This window comes from Variovorax sp. P4_D9 (assembly GCF_056401695.1).
Genome location: NZ_JBFUIU010000144.1, coordinates 1 through 15,009 on the forward strand (window position 1 = coordinate 1; position 15,009 = coordinate 15,009).

Here is a 15,009-nt window from a genome sequence, read left to right on the forward strand (position 1 = left end):
AGGAGGCCCAGCACCAGGTTCAGCATGTGCTGGCCCTTGAACTGCACCGGCGCGCCCTGGAACAGGCGGAACTTGTACTTGCCCGAGAGCTTGCCGAAGGCAATCACCGAGCCGCTGAAGGTGATCGCGCCGATGGCCGCGCCCAGGAACAGTTCCAGCCGGTTGCCCGCCGGAATSGCGTAGCGCAGGAAGCCGTCGATGATGGCCGCCCCTTCGGGCGTGTTGACGCCGACGGCAGCRGCCACCGGGGGCGGCGTGATGCCGAAGGCCCAGGGCTCGACCACCGCGGCCACCGCGATGAAGACGGCCGCCAGGCCGATCATGCTGTGGAAGAAGGCGATCAGTTCGGGCATCTGCGTCATCTCGACCGTCTTGGCACGGTAGGCGCCGTAGCCCCCGCCCACGACCAGGCCCAGCAGCACCCAGGCCATGCCCGCGGCCTTGCCGCCGGAGAGCTGCACGATGAGGGCGGCGGTGGTGAGGATGGCAATGGCCATGCCGACCATGCCGAACATGTTGCCGCGGATCGAGGTGGTCGGATGGCTCAGGCCCTTGAGGGACTGGATGAAGCAGATGCTGGCGATGAGGTACAGCAGCGTGACGACATTCATGCTCATGTTGCAGTCCCCTTGGCGGCGGGCGCCTTCTTTTCCTTCTTCCTGAACATCTCCAGCATGCGCCGCGTGACGAGGAAGCCGCCGAAGACGTTGACTGCCGCCAGCGCGACGGCCAGCACGCCCATGGTCTTGCCCAGGCCGGTCTCGGTGAGCGCGGCGGCGAGCATGGMGCCGACGATGACGATGGCCGAGATGGCGTTGGTGACGGCCATGAGGGGCGTGTGCAGCGCGGGCGTGACGGTCCACACGACGTGGTAGCCGACGTAGATGGCCAGCACGAAGATGATCAGGTTGATGACGGTGTGTGAGACGGGATCCATGGGGTTCTTCTCCTCGCGGTGGTAGGTACAGGTACGGTGCGGATGTGGCTCTGGGGCCTACTTGCGGGTGACCTGGCCGTCCTTGCTCATGAGGCAGGCGGCGACGATGTCGTCTTCGAGGTCGACGTTGAGGGCGCCTTCCTTGGTGACGATGAGTTTCATGAAGTCGATGACGTTGCGCGCGTAGAGGGCGGAGGCGTCGGCGGCGACGAGGGCGGCGAGGTTGGTTTCGCCGACGAGGGTGACGTCGTGCTTGACGACGGTCTTGTCGGCCTCGGACAACGGGCAGTTGCCGCCGACGCCGTTCGGGCCCTTGCCGGCGGCGATGTCGACGATGACGGAACCCGGCTTCATGGACTTGACCATGTCCTCGGTGATGAGGGTGGGCGCGGCGCGGCCGGGGATGAGGGCGGTGCTGATGACGATGTCGGCCAGGGCGACGCGCTTGGCGACTTCGACCTGCTGGCGCGCGAGCCAGCTGGCGGGCATGGGCTTGGCGTAGCCGCCGACGCCAACGGCCGCCTCCTTCTCTTCGTCGGTGTCGTAGGAGACTTCGATGAATTTGCCGCCCAAGGATTCGATCTGCTCTTTGACGCCGGGGCGCACGTCGCTGGCTTCGATGACGGCGCCGAGGCGCTTGGCGGTGGCGATGGCCTGCAGGCCGGCAACGCCGACGCCGAGGATGACGACGCGGGCGGCCTTGACGGTGCCCGCGGCGGTCATGAGCATGGGAAAGAAGCGCTGGTACTTGTCGGCGGCGATCATGACGGCCTTGTAGCCGGCGATGTTGGCCTGGGAAGAGAGCACGTCCATGCTCTGGGCGCGGGTGGTGCGGGGGGCGGCTTCGAGGGCGAAGGAGGTCAACCCGGCGTTGGCCAGGCGCTGCAGGCCCTCGGCGTCGAAGGGATTGAGCATGCCGATGACGACGGTGCCGGACTTCATGAGCGCGGTTTCGGTGTCGGAGGGGATGCGCACCTTGACGACGATGTCGCAGGCGAAGGCGCCGGGGGCATCGGTGATTTCCGCGCCGGCGGCCTGGTAGGCGGCGTCGGTGACGCTGGCGGCGAGGCCGGCGTTGGACTGGATGCGCAGGGTGTGGCCCTGGGCGACGAGTTTCTTTGCTGTTTCCGGAGTGACGGCTACGCGAGTTTCGCCCGCGATCGTTTCGGCGGGTATGCCAATCTGCATGATGTCAGCCCCTCCAGGAGGCGATGGTTGTGTTGGAAGTTCCGGCGCGCGCGGCTCGTGGGTGGCAATCAAACCGCCCGGTCCGGGGCGGACAACGGCAGTGAGAGACCAGCGCGGCGCACTAGCCAGGGCGAAGGCCGGTAGCGCGGGTCGCCGAAGGTGTCGTAGAGACCCTGGAGGATCGCGAGGATGCGTTTCGCCCCGATGCGGTCGCCCCATTCGAAGGGCCCGGAGGGGTAGCCCAGGCCGAGCCGAACCGCGGCATCGAGGTCGGCCGGCGACGCGATGCCCTGCTGCGCCATCTCGCATGCGAGGTTGACGATGCAGGCCACGACGCGCGGTGCCACGTAGCCGGGGGAGTCCGCCACCACGAAGGCGGTGATGCCTTCGGCTGCGAACAGCTGCCGGGCGGCTTGCACGGCCGCGGCGGACGTGGCCGGCGACGTCATCAACGTGACGCCCGCCTTGCTGCCGAAGAGGGGGTCGACCGCGAGCGTCCTGCTTGCGTCGACGCCCATCTCCACCACCGTGGAGGAGAGATCGCGGCCAAGGGGCGCGAGCAGGATCAAATCGGCCAGGCTCGGGTCGGGGCAGTGACGGGCGGTTGGCAGCAGCGCGGCGATATCGGCCGGCAGCGCGCATGCGCCTTCGGCCGGCCACCAGACGCTGGCCGGCGCGGCATCGGCTGCAACCGCCGGTTGGGTCGCCTGTCCCTGCGCGGCACCGCCTTCGTAGCGGTAGAAGCCTTCCTTGCTCTTGCGTCCCAACAGTCCAGCCACCATGCGCGTACGCGCCAGCGCCACGGGTCGATACCGGTCGTCGCCGTAGTACTGGGCGTGGATGGATTCCATCACCGGAACCGAGACATCCAGGCCGGTCAGGTCCAGCAGCTCGAACGGACCCATCCGGAAGCCCGCGCAATGGCGCAGGATCGCATCCAGCACCGGGTGCTCGGCCGCACCTTCGGCCAGCAGCTTGAGGCCTTCGGTGACGAAGGCGCGGCCGGCATGGTTGACGACAAAGCCCGGCGAGTCGGAAGTCACCACCGCCCGATGGCCGACCCGCTTCGACAGCGCAACCAGGGACTCGACGACGTGGGCGGAGGTGCGAGGTGCCTGCACGACTTCCACCAGCCGCATGCGCGGCACCGGATTGAAAAAGTGCCAGCCCGCGACCCGCTGCGGCTGCGCGCAGGCAGCGGCGATGGCCGTCACGCTGAGCGACGAGGTGTTGGTTGCGAGGATGCACTCCCGCGAAACGATCGCCTCGAGGCTGCGGAACAACTGCTGCTTTGGTTCGAGCTGCTCGACGATCGCCTCGACCACGAGATCGCAACCGCCCAGCCGGGCCAGCTCGGTGRTCGGCTGGATGCGCGCCAGCGTCGCGTCGGCGTCCTCCTGCGCCAGGCGGCCCTTGGCCACGCCCTGCGCGAGGTCGTCCCGCACTGCATCGAGTGCGCGTGCCACGGCTTCCGCGTTCATGTCGAACAGCTGCACGTCGCAGCCTGCCGTCGCGCACACTTGCGCGATGCCGCGCCCCATGGCGCCGGCGCCGACGATCCCTACCTTGCGAATATCCTGGCTCACCGTATTGCTCCGTTTCCGTGAATGGGTCGGTCCATCAGATCCGCGCCGTGCTCTGCAGCACCGTCTTGCCGACCAGATAGGCATCGAGGCTCCCGGCGCCGCCTTCGCGCCCGATGCCGCTTTCCTTGACGCCGCCGAAGGGCGCATCGGCGCCCGGGGTGGCGAAGCTGTTGAGGCTCAGCGTGCCGCATTCGAGTTCGCGCGCGATGCGCTCGGCATCGTGCAGCGAATTGGTGAAGGCGTACGCCGAGAGGCCGACCGACAGCGCGTTGGCCAGCTCCAAGCCTTGGCCGAGGCTCGCGACCGGCACGCACAGGCCCAGCGGCCCGAAGGGCTCGCTCGTCATGGCATCGGCTTCGAGCGGCACGTCGGCCAGCACGGTGGGCGCATAGAAGCAGCCGCGGTCGCCGATGCGGTGGCCGCCCGTCGCGACCCGGGCGCCGCGGGCCTTGGCATCCTCGACCAGGGCGTGAATGGCGGCCAGGCGCCGGACATTGGCCAACGGACCCATCTGCACGCCGGGTGCGAAGCCGTCGCCGACCTTCAGTGCGCCTGCCGCCTGCGCGAAGCCTGCAACGAAATCCTCGTAGACGCTGCGATGAGCGATGAAGCGCGTCGGCGAGGCGCAGATCTGGCCGGCCATGCGCATCTTGGCGGCCGCGGCCATGCGGCCCACCTTGGCGCCGTCCACGCCTTCGCCGATCAGCACCGGAGCGTGGCCGCCCAGTTCCAGCAGGGCTGGCTTCATCGCCGCACCGGCCAGTTGCGCCAGCTGCTTGCCGACTTGCACCGAGCCAGTGAGGGTGATCATGCGAATCACGGGCGAGGCGATCAGCGTCGCCGAGATCTTCGCCGGCTCGCCGAACACCAGGTTCAGCACGCCGGACGGCAGGCCGGCATCGGCAAAGCATTGCACGAAGGCGCAGGCGGTGCCGGGTGTTTCCTCGGCCGCTTTCAGGATCACCGAGCAGCCGGCTGCCAGTGCGGCACTGACCTTGCGGGCCGGCGAACTGAGCGGCACATTCCAGGGCGTGAAGGCCGCCACCGGCCCGACCGGCTGGCGCAGCACCATGCGCTGCTGCTGCGGCCCCGAGGGAATCACGCTGCCGTAGCTGCGCAGGCATTCCGCCGCATCCCAGTCCAGGAAGCTGATGGCCCGGTCGACTTCGCCGCGGCCGTCGCCGAAGGGCTTGCCCTGTTCCAGGGTAATGATGCGGCCGATCTCGTCCTGCCGTTCCTTCAGCAGCGCAGCGGCGCGGCGCAGCATTTGGGCGCGCTCCTGGGGCGGGGTGTCGCGCCAGACCAGGAAGCCCTTTTGCGCGGCCTGCAGCGCCTGCTCCAGGTCCTCGGGGCTTGCGCCCGGCACCGGGCCCAGCACGCTTTCATTGCTGGGATTGCGCACCTCGTGGCAGGGCGGCCGGTCATGGATCCAGCGGCCGTCGATGAAGAGGCCGATGCGGGGATAGGTCATCAGCCCGCCACGTACTTGAGCCAGCGGCCGCCGTCGACGATCACGTTGTCGCCGGTGACGTAGCCGGCCAGGTCCGAGGCCAGGTAGACCGCGGCGTTGGCGATGTCGGCCTTCGCGCCGAAGCGGCCGAGCGCCGTCTTATTCGCTTCCAGGTCGCCCTTGCCGGACTCGATGTACATGCGCTTCACCCCTTCGGTGTCGCCGATCGGCCCCGGAGAGATGGTGTTGACGCGAATGCCGTCGCCGCCCCATTCGACCGCCAGCGTGCGCGACAGCGACAGGATGCCGCCCTTGGCCGCCGCCGCGTGCACGGCGCCCGGCCAGCCGCTGACGCCCAGCATGGTGATGATGCTGATGATGGAGCCGCCGTGCTTCGACGCCTTCAGGTGCGGGTACGCTGCATGGCAGCCGTAGAAGGTGCCATTGAGGTCGATGTCGATGACGGTCCGGAAGCCATTGGGCGACAACTCGGCGCTGGGGCAGACGAAGTTTCCGGCGGCGTTGTTGACCAGGATGTCGAGCGCGCCGAAGCGTTGCACCGTCGCCTCGACGGCGGCCTTGACCTCGTCGTAGTTGCGCACGTCGCATTTCGCCGCCGCGGCCTTGCCGCCTTCGCGGTTCAGCGCATCGGCGGCGGCCTGGACCCGCTCCTCGTTGCGGCCTACGAGCATGACGGACGCGCCGAGGCGCGCGTAGGCGGTGGCGATCTCCAGGCCAAGGCCCGTACCGCCGCCGGTGATGAGGGCGGCACGGCCCTTGAGCGTGTCGTTGGTGAACATGCAGTTTTCTCCGTGTATGACTGTTCCGATGCCTGCCTTACCGCAATCGGTGTGCCAGCGTGCCGTGCGCGAGTGGGTATCCCTCAGCCTTCCCCCCGTGGTTCACTGCAACGCCCATCTCTGCCGGACCGGCGCCGGGTCGGCGTCATGCCGTCCGGAGTGTCTTCAGCGAACACGGCGTGTGTTCGCAGAGAACAGAATTTCACGTCGCAAGCTGTGTTTCCACCTCAATTCACTCGAATCCCGCGTGGCACGTGGATTGCAATGAAAGGCTTATCGCCGCGGCGGATCGCGGTGCAAAGGAATCGAGATGAGCAATCAGTTGGTCAAGACGTCCAGAGAGGGCGCGGTGCTGGTGATCAAGCTGGCCAGCCCGGAAAATCGCAACTCCCTGACCATGGACCTGCGCCGGCAGCTGGGCGCGGCGGTGGAGGAAGCGGAAAGCGATGGGTCCGTCAGGGCGGTGTACCTCACCGGCGAAGGTCCGACCTTCTGCTCGGGCGGCGACTTCCGCATGCTGCAAACAGCCTGCGACCCGTGGCCCGTCCACCGGCGCTTCCGCCACCTGAGCCGCTGGCTCATGCCGCTGATCACCCTGGACAAGCCGGTGGTGGTGGGCGTGCGCGGCCACGCGGTCGGCGGCGGCATGGGCCTGGCCTTGACCGGCGACATCGTCATCGCAGGCGAGGGCGCGAAATTCATGTCCGGCTTCTTCCGCCTGGGCACGGTGCCGGACATCGGCATGATGTACCACCTGCCGCGGCTGATCGGCATGGCGCGCGCCAAGAACTTCCTGTTCAGCGGCGCCACCATGTCGCCGCAGGAGGCGCTGGAACTGGGCCTGGTCGCCAAGGTCGTCGCGGATAACGAGGTCGACGCTGCCGGCGTGGCGGAAGCCCAGCGTCTTTCCGAAGGCCCCGCCGAAGTGATGGGCATGGCCAAGACGTTGATGGCGCGCAGCTTCGAGACGTCGCTGCACGACATGTTCGCCTTCGAAGGCTTCGGCCAGGTGCTGGCGATGTCCAACCCCGAGTTCCGCGAAGGCGTGGCCGCCGCCATCGACAAGCGCCGGCCCGATTTCGTGGGCGTGGCGGCCGCCGCTCCGCACAACGCCGGCAGCGTGCCGAAGCCGGTTGCCAACGGCGACTGAGCCGCAGCCCTCCGCCGCACATACCTACACACATACAAGGAGAAATTCAATGGATGAGTCGACAGTGTTTCCGGAGCTGTCTCCCGAGATCGAGGCGGTTCGCGACATGGTCAACCGCTTCATGGACACCGAGATCAAGCCGGTGATGGACGGCTACGAGCAGCGCCGCGAGTTCCCGCGCGAGCTGGTGCGCAAGGCCGGCGAGGCCGGCCTCTACGGCGCCGTGTTCCCCGAGTCCGTCGGCGGCAGCAACATGGGCTACCTGGCCGCGGCCGTGATCCAGGAGGAGATGGTGCGCAACGACGTGCGCTTCTCCTCCTGCAACAACCAGCAGGGCTCCACCTGTCCGAGCGCCATCTACTTCGGCGGCACGCCGGAGCAGATCGAGAAGTACGTCCCCAACCTGGTCGCCGGCAAGACCATCGGCATGATGTCGCTCACCGAATCGGGCGGCGGCTCCGACGCCGAGGGCAACATGAAGACCTTCGCCAAGCGCGACGGCGACGTCTACCGCATCAGCGGCCAGAAGATGTGGGCGTCGATGGCCAACGAGACGGACGTTGGCGTGCTGCTGGCGCGCACCGACCGCGGCGGCGGCGCGAAGGGCGTGAGCGCCTTCATCGTGCATCCCAAGGAGCATCCCGGCTGGAAGGCGACGCCGATCGACTGCCTGGGGCTGTCCAAGTCCATGCGGACCAACGTCGTCTTCCTGGACGATTTCGTGGTGCCGGTGGAAGACCGGCTGGGCGAGGAAGGCGAGGGCTTCAAGATCATCATGCGCACGCTGCAGCCGGGCCGCGTCGGCGTCGCGGCCAAGGCGCTGGGCGTGGCGCGCCGCTGCTTCGAGGAGGCCGTGCGCTATGCCAACGAACGCGAGCTGCGCGGGCAGCCGATCGGCCGCTTCCAGATGATCCAGGCCGACATTGCCGAGATGGCGGTGGCCATCGAGGCCAGCCGGGCGCTCGTCTACAAGGCCGCCATGCTGATGGACAACAGCTTGCCGCACAACCGCTTCGCCGCCATCGCCAAGTACCACGCCTCGCAGACGGCCAAGATGGTCGCCGACAAGGCCGTGCAGATCTTCGGCGGCTACGGCCTGGCCGAGGAGTACCCGGTGTCGTACTACCGCGCCTATTCGGACATGTTTTTCACCGGCGAGGGCTCGGCCAACGTGCAGAAGATCATGATCGCCGAGGACGCGCTGGGCTACAAGATCGCCGATCGCCATCACGGCAAGACCGGGCTGCGCGACATCCGCAGGGACGCCCCGGCCAAGCAACGCTGAGGACACGCCATGTCCGACCTGCTCAAGTACGACATCGCCGACGGCGTCGCCACCATCACGCTCAACCGGCCGGAGAAGCTCAATGCCTTCACCGGCGAGATGCTGGAGAAGTGGCTGCATTCGCTGGAGGACGCCCGCACCAACCCCGAGGTGCGCGCCATCGTGATGACGGGCACCGGCCGCGCCTTCACCACCGGCGGCGACGTGGAAGGCTTTAGCGCCACCGCAAAGCAGACCGCGGCCGGCATTCGCAAGCACTTGGTCGAGGGCATCCAGCGGCTGCCGCGCAAGCTGGCGGAGATCGACAAGCCGGTGATCGCGGCGTTGAACGGCTTTGCCACCGGGGGCGGCCTGGACATCGCGCTGGCCTGCGACATCCGCTTCGCCGCCGAGAGCGCACGCTTTGCCGAGACCTACGCCAAGATGGGCCTGATCCCCGGGGCCGGTGGCGCCTGGCTGCTGCCGCGCATCGTCGGCACGGCCAAGGCGCTGGAACTGTTCTGGAGCTGCGACTGGGTGGACGCCCGCGAAGCCGAGCGCATCGGCCTGGTCAACAAGGTGTTGCCGGACGCCGAGCTGATGGAAGCCACCTACGCCTTTGCGCGCAAGGTGGCCGCCGGTGCGCCCCTGGCGGTGCAGACCATCAAGCGGGTCGTTCGGCTGGGCCTGGGCCAGGACCTGGGCACGGCACTGGACACCGTGGCTTCCAACATGCCCATCGTCCGCACCAGCGAAGACCACCAGGAAGCGCTGGCCGCCTTCAAGGAAAAGCGCACGCCCCGATTCAAGGGCCAATGAGATACACAGACATGACTGACCAAAACGTTTTCTACAGATTCCTCCAGCCCCGAAGCGTTGCCATCGTCGGCGCTTCGCCCCAGGCCGGCACCCCCCGCAACGCCTTGGTGAAGAACCTCATCAAGCATGGCTTCCAAGGCGCCGTCTACCCGGTGACGCCCAGCCACGCCGAGATCGAAGGGTTGAAGGCCTACAAGACCGTTGGCGATCTGCCCGAAGTGCCCGACGTCGCGCTTGTGATCACACCGGCAAACACCGTGGCCGGCGTCATTGCCGAGTGCGGCCGGAAGGGCATCCGCAACGCGGTGGTGTTCAGTTCCGGCTTCGAGGAGGTCGAGGGCGGCCAGGAGAATGCGCGGCAGCTGGCCGAGGCGGCCAAGACGCATGGCGTGGCGGTTGTCGGGCCCAACTGCAACGGCTTCTGGTCGGTTCGGCAGAAGGCCATCATGACCTTCAGCGGCGCGGCGCTCAACATCGAGAAGATCGAACACGCCCCCGTGGCCGTGCTCAGCCAGAGCGGCGCGTTGGCGGGCGCCATCGGCAATTCGCTCAACAACGCCGGCATGGGTTTGTCCTATATCGTCAGCGTGGGCAACGAGACCTGCCTGGATGTGCTCGATGCCGCCGACGCGATCATCGAGCAGGACGATGTGCGCGTCGTGGCGCTCTACCTCGAAGGTCTGGAGAACGCGAGCCGCCTCCTCAGGATCGCCGAGCGAGCCCGCGAGCGCGGGGTGCAGATCGTCGCGTTGAAGACCGGCCGATCGGCCGTCGGCCAGGATGCGACCGCCTCGCATACCGGCAAGATCGCTTCGTCCCATGCCGTCTACGCCGCCGTCTTCGAACAGGCGGGCATCATCGAAGTCGACAGCATCGCCGAGCTGATCGACGCCGTCGAAGTGCTGGCCTTCATGCGCGATCCGCGCGACAGCCAGGATCCCAAGGGCGGGGCGTCGGTCTTGAGCGCCTCGGGCGGCGCCGGCGCCCTGCTGGCCGACCACAGCAGCGAGCGCGGCATCACGATGGCCGAGTTCCAATCCTCCACGGTCGAGAAGCTCGACACGATCCTGCCCTCGTTCGCCCGCAAGACCAACCCCATCGACCTGACGGGGCAGGTCAACACCGTGCAGACCATGCTGCAGGACGCCTGCGAGACCGTCGTCGCCGACTCCCGGACCGAAGCGGTCATCGTCCAGTTTGCCTCCACCGTGCGCCGCCATCTGGTCGCCAACGCGGCGGTGTTCAAGGCGCTGGCGCGCGAAGTGCCGGTGTTCCTGAGCATCATCGGCGAGCCCATCGAGCCCGGGATGCGCAAGGACTTCCGCGACGCGGGCGTGCTCATCTGCGCCGATCCCTCGGCCGCGATGAGTGCCTTGTCGCTGCTGTACAGGCGCCGCAATGCAGCGCGCCTGCCCAAGGCGCAGGCGCGCGAGCCCCTGGCGCAACGGTCCGTCGCGACCGACTGGTCCGCCATGATGCAGTTCTGCGAAGACAGCGGCGTGACGCCGGCCAACTGGGTTGTGCTGGGCCCCGATGACCGCGCCGGCCAGGCCTGCGCACGAGTGTCCTACCCGCTGGTGGTCAAGGCGCTGCCCTCAGAGGCGGAGCACAAGACCGAGATGGGCCTGGTCAAGCTGCGTGTGGCATCGGCCGAAGAGGTCGATGCCCTGGCCGAACAGTTTCGCCGGCGCATGGGCAAGCCGCAGGCCGGCATCCTGGTGCAGGAGATGGTCGGCGACGGGGTCGAGGTGGTGCTCTCCTGCCTGCGCAACGCCGATTTCGGTCCGGTGATCTCGATCGGCACGGGTGGCGTCGCCATCGAGTTGTACCGCGACGTGGCCTACCTGGCCCTGCCCGTGTCCGAGGAACAGGTGCTCGCCGCGCTGCAAAAGCTCAAGCTGTGGACTCTGCTGCAGGGCTTCCGCGGCAAGCCTGCCGCGGACGTGGACGCACTCGCGCGCGCCGCGGTCCGCTTCGGCGACATGTTCCTCGCCAGTCCCGAGGTGCGGGAGTTCGAGATCAACCCGGTCATGGTGAAGAAGAAGGGCGACGGCCTCGCCGCGGTGGATGCGCTGGTGACCACGGGCTCGAGCGGCGGTCATTGACCTCCATGACATCGTCCTACGCTCACTCGTAGTCGCTCCGCTTGGCCTGGGCGATCTGCTTGGCGTTCATCCGCTGGCGCGCGCAGATGCCCAGGACCCCCTCTTTGAATCGCTGCGCGACGGAAGGCGGCACGGCCTGCTGAAGCATCTCGGCGACCAGGTCGTCCATCGCGGCGAGTACCTTGCCGGCCAAGGTATCGAGCTCCTTCGCCACCAGTCGGAACGGCAACTTGCACAAGTAGGCGAAGTGGCCCCACTCGTAGGGGCTCAACGCGCTTTCCGAGAAGGCGTCGCCGTACGCCATGGCGTACGCGTCCCCGAACCCGGCGTCGAGTGCTTTCATGCAGATGAGGTCGTACGCGGGTGCGAGCCGAAGCCCGCGCGCATCGCAGAAGAACGACACATTCTTGCCATGCGCATCCGTGTTGCCGATGAGTACCTGGAAGATCGCCCACCGCAACAGGCCGAGCCGGTCCACCGCTGGCAGGGGGCTCTGGTCGATCAGTGAAAAGAGCTTGGGAAAGCTCAYGCCTTCGCGCAGATGGGCGACATCCGCTCCATCGCCGTAGGCACGCTCGTACTTCATCGACACCGCCAGACCCAGGGCTTGGCAGCCATCGACGATGTGCAGGCGCCTGACTTCATCCGGCACCTCGACACGATCGAACCGGTGTACCAGCAGCACTGGCTCCGGCACATGAACGAGCCGCGTGGTCGCCACGTCGAGGCCGATGCGGCGGGCGAGTTGCATGCTCATGTGCTCGATGGCCGGCAGACTCGCCAGCTGCTTGCGCACTGGCGCCGGTTTCACGATCTCGGTGGAGGCGAGCCGTCCGCCCTCGACCAGGTACCACCTGCCTTCGCGCTCGTAGACCGCGATCTTGTCCTGGTAGCCCGCGATGGACAGGCGCACCTTGCCGTCCCAGACAGAGAAAGGCAGGTCCTCCCGCTTGCGAATCCGCTCCGAGAGCTGGGCGGGCGTAATCTCGCGAAGCTGGTCGGCGCCGGCCGCTGCGGGTGCGACAGCCTTGTCGTCAGTGAGCGTGACCCGCAACGCTCCCGCGGTTTCCTTGCCGAGGGCGATCAGCAAGCCCACCAGGTTCGAACGCGTGGTGCCGGCCGCTTGCGCGGCGTGGTCCAGGGCTTCGCCTTCAGGCAGCAGGTTCTCGAAGAACTGCCGGACTTGGGCGCTGTGCTGTTCGGGCGTTTCGCCGGCAGGTCGTTGCAGGGGGAGTTGCGGGCTCAGGGGAAAGCCAATTTCGGCGTCTCGCCAGCCGGCCGCGTAGTCGAAGCTGAATCGGTTGGCCTGCGGGTCATGCCCCAGTACGCCGACCAGGTCGTGACCCGCCCAGACATCCAAGGTCACCATGGTCTGCTCACCCGCGCGGCGACTCGCCGTCCTTCTTGCGGTCGGCGTCCGGCTTCATGCTGGACAAGGCGCGACGCACGCCCTCCCGTTGTCCGCCGGGAACGGCCAGGATGGACACGCCGAACTCACGAGCCGCGCGCAGGGCGGTGTCCAAGCTCACGCTGCTCTTCGCGGTCTCCAGGTTGGTGAGGGTCTGCCGGGCCACCCCAAGCAGGAGCGCAGCGTCGGCGAGCGTCATGTTCGCGACGCAGCGTGCCGCACGGATCGATGCGCCGAATGCCTTGATGTCCGGCACGAACAGATCCGCTGGCGGGGTAACGGCCTTGACGCGTTTCATAAAAGACTAGATTTCTAGATTTTATGCCAGTCACTCCGGCAATAATAGGTTAACGCCTAGAAAACTAGTCTTTATGGCGCTGAAACCGGTTCAGAAATTTGAGGCCTAGAATTCTAGGCACGCTGAGGTTCCTCGTTGCGATGGCACGGCGGGAGGGGGCCCGTCATGATCGAAGTGGACGCGGCGATATGCTACGGCCACACTGACTACCGGTCTGCACATCAGCCATGGAGCTTCGACACCTGCGTTATTTCGTCGCTGCGGCCGAAGAAGAGCATTTCGGCCGGGCCGCCGAACGCCTTCACGTCACGCGTCCGGCTGTTTCCAAGCTGATCGCGGACCTCGAAAGCGAACTCGACACGCCGTTGTTCGAACGGATGGCGCACGGCGTGAAGCTCACCGAGGCCGGGCAGGCCCTGCTGCCCATGCTCCAGGTGGCGATCACCGACCTCAACGACGCCTTCGTGGAGGCCAAGCGCGTGGGGCAGGGCAAGCGCGGTTCGCTGAGCATCGGCTACGGCTCGCTCACGCTGCTCCATCCCATGTTCCGGGTCGCGGTCAAGCAGTTCCGCCAGACCTATCCGGAAGTGACGCTGTCGCTGGTCGAGGCCTCCAGTTCCGCGCAGCTGAAGGCGCTCGCCGGCGGCAGGATCCAGGCGGGATTCATGCACTTCGGCCCGCGCGCGGCGGTGCTGCGCAGGCAGCGCAGCACCGCCGCGCCAGCGCAGGACGAGACGATGCTGGACTGGTTCCGCATCCAGACCTGCGGCCTGGGCGTGGCGGTGCCCAGCGACCATCCGCTCGCGCAGCGCAAGTCGGTCGCGCTGGAAGCACTCGCCCGCGAACAGTTCATCGTGGTGCCCGGCTCCAGCCGCAGCCCGGCCTTCGGCCTGCCCCATGCCCTGTGCCAGAAGGCCGGCTTCGAACCGCAGATCGTGCAGGAGGTGAGCACGGTCACGTCGCAGCTGAACCTGATCTCCGTCGGCATGGGCATCGCCCTGATGCCGACCGGGCGCGACTTCGTCTACCCGGAGAGCGTGAGCGTCATCCCGCTGGAGAACGTCAGCTACTCCACCGCGTTCATCCTGGGCTGGGTGAAGGGCAGCAGGACGCCTGCGCTCGACCACATGATCGAGATCGTTCAGACCCTCGCGGACAAGCCGCGGCCCGCGAAGCTGGCATAGACACCTCCTGGACTAGGCCCTGTTAACGACAAACGAGAGAGATGGCATGAGGTCGTGGCGACGGCGGCGGGCGGTGTGCGTGGGTCCGGGCCGACGGCACCGGCCGCTTCGCGGCTTCCCTGCGCTGCTCACGACAAGCGGGGTCCACGCAAACTCGCTTCGCTCAAACATGCGTGGCCCTGATCCGCTTGTCGCTCCGCTGCTCGGCGGTGCCTCAACGGCCGGCCCCACGCACACCGCCCGCCGCCGCGGACAGGGTAGGGTTGCATCTCAACGCGCTTGCGACTGTGGTGCAGCGATCGATCCGTCGGAGGTGCTCACCGCCTTTTGCACACTCTCGAAGCTCGGTATGCGGTGGGGGGCGCCCAGCCCGCACCGCATACCGAGCGGCCCATCCAAGGGCAACGCTATTTCGCAATCCAAGCAACGCAACACGTTCGACCCTTAGTGTGAACAGCCCCTAGTTCTCCACCTTGATGCCATTGTCCTGAATGACCTTGCGCCAGCGCGCGGCCTCGTCCTTCAGGAATTTCTCCAATTCCCCACGGTTCTTCGCCACCACGCTCACGCCGAGCTTGCCCAGGCGCTCCTGCACGCCGGCGTCGGYGGTCGCTTTCGCGAAAGCCGCGTTTAGGCGATCCACGGCCTCGGGCGGCGTGCCGGCGGGAGCCAGGTAGGCGTTCCAGGACGCGGCTTCGAAATCCGCGAAGCCTTGCTCCTTCATGGTGGGCACGTCCGGCAGCAGCGGCTGTCGCTTGTCCGCAGTGACGCCGAGCAGGCGGAAGTCGCCGGACTTTGTGAGTTCGATGACGTCGGCCAC

General features: G+C 67.3%; 14 protein-coding genes. 5 read left to right on the forward strand and 9 right to left on the reverse strand.

All coding sequences use genetic code 11. The features are described from left to right. The 6 genes from AC1DY5_RS17290 to AC1DY5_RS17315 all read right to left on the reverse strand — a co-directional run. The coding region (locus AC1DY5_RS17290; protein ID WP_478113272.1) for an NAD(P)(+) transhydrogenase (Re/Si-specific) subunit beta at positions 1-617 on the reverse strand (617 nt) is incomplete at its 3' end. Beyond that, positions 614-937, reverse strand: a complete 324-nt coding sequence (locus AC1DY5_RS17295; protein WP_478113275.1) for an NAD(P) transhydrogenase subunit alpha part 2 — start codon at positions 935-937, stop codon at positions 614-616. The genes AC1DY5_RS17295 and AC1DY5_RS17290, both read right to left, overlap by 4 nt. A 57-nt stretch (positions 938-994) precedes the next feature. Then, positions 995-2,125 (reverse strand): Re/Si-specific NAD(P)(+) transhydrogenase subunit alpha, encoded by a 1,131-nt coding sequence (locus AC1DY5_RS17300; RefSeq protein WP_478113277.1) that lies wholly within the window; start codon positions 2,123-2,125, stop codon positions 995-997. 68 nt (positions 2,126-2,193) lie between these two features. Further along, positions 2,194-3,699 carry a 3-hydroxyacyl-CoA dehydrogenase gene (locus AC1DY5_RS17305; RefSeq protein WP_478113295.1) on the reverse strand — a complete coding sequence of 502 codons (1,506 nt, stop codon included), beginning with the start codon at positions 3,697-3,699 and terminating at the stop codon, positions 2,194-2,196. Between the two features lie 46 nt (positions 3,700-3,745). Then, positions 3,746-5,182, reverse strand: a complete 1,437-nt coding sequence (locus AC1DY5_RS17310; protein ID WP_478113279.1) for an NAD-dependent succinate-semialdehyde dehydrogenase — start codon at positions 5,180-5,182, stop codon at positions 3,746-3,748. Then, positions 5,182-5,961: an SDR family oxidoreductase gene (locus AC1DY5_RS17315; protein ID WP_478113281.1), complete on the reverse strand. Its 780-nt coding sequence runs from the start codon at positions 5,959-5,961 to the stop codon at positions 5,182-5,184. Before AC1DY5_RS17315 ends, AC1DY5_RS17310 begins: the two co-directional genes overlap by 1 nt. A gap of 310 nt (positions 5,962-6,271) precedes the next feature. On the opposite strand from AC1DY5_RS17315, the gene AC1DY5_RS17320 reads away from it, so the two are divergent. Genes AC1DY5_RS17320 through AC1DY5_RS17335 form a run of 4 tightly spaced genes read left to right on the forward strand, consistent with a single transcriptional unit; the run spans position 6,272 to position 11,299 of the window. Next, complete coding sequence (locus AC1DY5_RS17320) at positions 6,272-7,111, forward strand: enoyl-CoA hydratase/isomerase family protein (RefSeq protein WP_478113283.1); 840 nt, start codon at positions 6,272-6,274, stop codon at positions 7,109-7,111. Between the two features lie 49 nt (positions 7,112-7,160). Further along, positions 7,161-8,396 carry an acyl-CoA dehydrogenase family protein gene (locus AC1DY5_RS17325; RefSeq protein WP_478113284.1) on the forward strand — a complete coding sequence of 412 codons (1,236 nt, stop codon included), beginning with the start codon at positions 7,161-7,163 and terminating at the stop codon, positions 8,394-8,396. Between the two features lie 9 nt (positions 8,397-8,405). Further along, a complete protein-coding gene (locus AC1DY5_RS17330; RefSeq protein WP_478113285.1) occupies positions 8,406-9,194 on the forward strand; it encodes an enoyl-CoA hydratase/isomerase family protein in 789 nt (262 codons plus the stop codon). 11 nt (positions 9,195-9,205) lie between these two features. Continuing rightward, positions 9,206-11,299: an acetate--CoA ligase family protein gene (locus AC1DY5_RS17335; RefSeq protein ID WP_478113287.1), complete on the forward strand. Its 2,094-nt coding sequence runs from the start codon at positions 9,206-9,208 to the stop codon at positions 11,297-11,299. A 22-nt stretch (positions 11,300-11,321) separates the two neighbouring features. Here AC1DY5_RS17335 and AC1DY5_RS17340 read toward each other — a convergent pair whose 3' ends face one another. Beyond that, positions 11,322-12,668, reverse strand: coding sequence for a HipA domain-containing protein (locus AC1DY5_RS17340; protein WP_478113289.1), 1,347 nt, complete (start codon positions 12,666-12,668; stop codon positions 11,322-11,324). 7 nt (positions 12,669-12,675) lie between these two features. Continuing rightward, the gene (locus AC1DY5_RS17345) at positions 12,676-13,005 is read right to left on the reverse strand and encodes a helix-turn-helix transcriptional regulator (RefSeq protein ID WP_478113290.1); all 330 of its coding nucleotides are present in this window, start codon (positions 13,003-13,005) and stop codon (positions 12,676-12,678) included. A gap of 227 nt (positions 13,006-13,232) precedes the next feature. On the opposite strand from AC1DY5_RS17345, the gene AC1DY5_RS17350 reads away from it, so the two are divergent. Continuing rightward, the gene (locus AC1DY5_RS17350) at positions 13,233-14,189 is read left to right on the forward strand and encodes a LysR substrate-binding domain-containing protein (RefSeq protein WP_478113292.1); all 957 of its coding nucleotides are present in this window, start codon (positions 13,233-13,235) and stop codon (positions 14,187-14,189) included. Between the two features lie 460 nt (positions 14,190-14,649). On the opposite strand, the gene AC1DY5_RS17355 is transcribed toward AC1DY5_RS17350, so the two are convergent. Continuing rightward, positions 14,650-15,009 (reverse strand): Bug family tripartite tricarboxylate transporter substrate binding protein (locus tag AC1DY5_RS17355; protein ID WP_478113293.1); only part of this gene is annotated, 360 nt, incomplete at its 5' end.

Bases quoted from the DNA above. Each gene is read 5' to 3' on its own strand.
- AC1DY5_RS17300 (WP_478113277.1), bottom strand. From the start codon at position 2,125: ATGCAGATTGGCATACCCGCCGAAACGATCGCGGGCGAAACTCGCGTA.
- AC1DY5_RS17320 (WP_478113283.1), top strand. From the start codon at position 6,272: ATGAGCAATCAGTTGGTCAAGACGTCCAGAGAGGGCGCGGTGCTGGTG.
- AC1DY5_RS17330 (WP_478113285.1), top strand. From the start codon at position 8,406: ATGTCCGACCTGCTCAAGTACGACATCGCCGACGGCGTCGCCACCATC.
- AC1DY5_RS17350 (WP_478113292.1), top strand. From the start codon at position 13,233: ATGGAGCTTCGACACCTGCGTTATTTCGTCGCTGCGGCCGAAGAAGAG.
- AC1DY5_RS17335 (WP_478113287.1), top strand. From the start codon at position 9,206: ATGACTGACCAAAACGTTTTCTACAGATTCCTCCAGCCCCGAAGCGTT.
- AC1DY5_RS17315 (WP_478113281.1), bottom strand. From the start codon at position 5,961: ATGTTCACCAACGACACGCTCAAGGGCCGTGCCGCCCTCATCACCGGC.
- AC1DY5_RS17325 (WP_478113284.1), top strand. From the start codon at position 7,161: ATGGATGAGTCGACAGTGTTTCCGGAGCTGTCTCCCGAGATCGAGGCG.
- AC1DY5_RS17345 (WP_478113290.1), bottom strand. From the start codon at position 13,005: ATGAAACGCGTCAAGGCCGTTACCCCGCCAGCGGATCTGTTCGTGCCG.
- AC1DY5_RS17310 (WP_478113279.1), bottom strand. From the start codon at position 5,182: ATGACCTATCCCCGCATCGGCCTCTTCATCGACGGCCGCTGGATCCAT.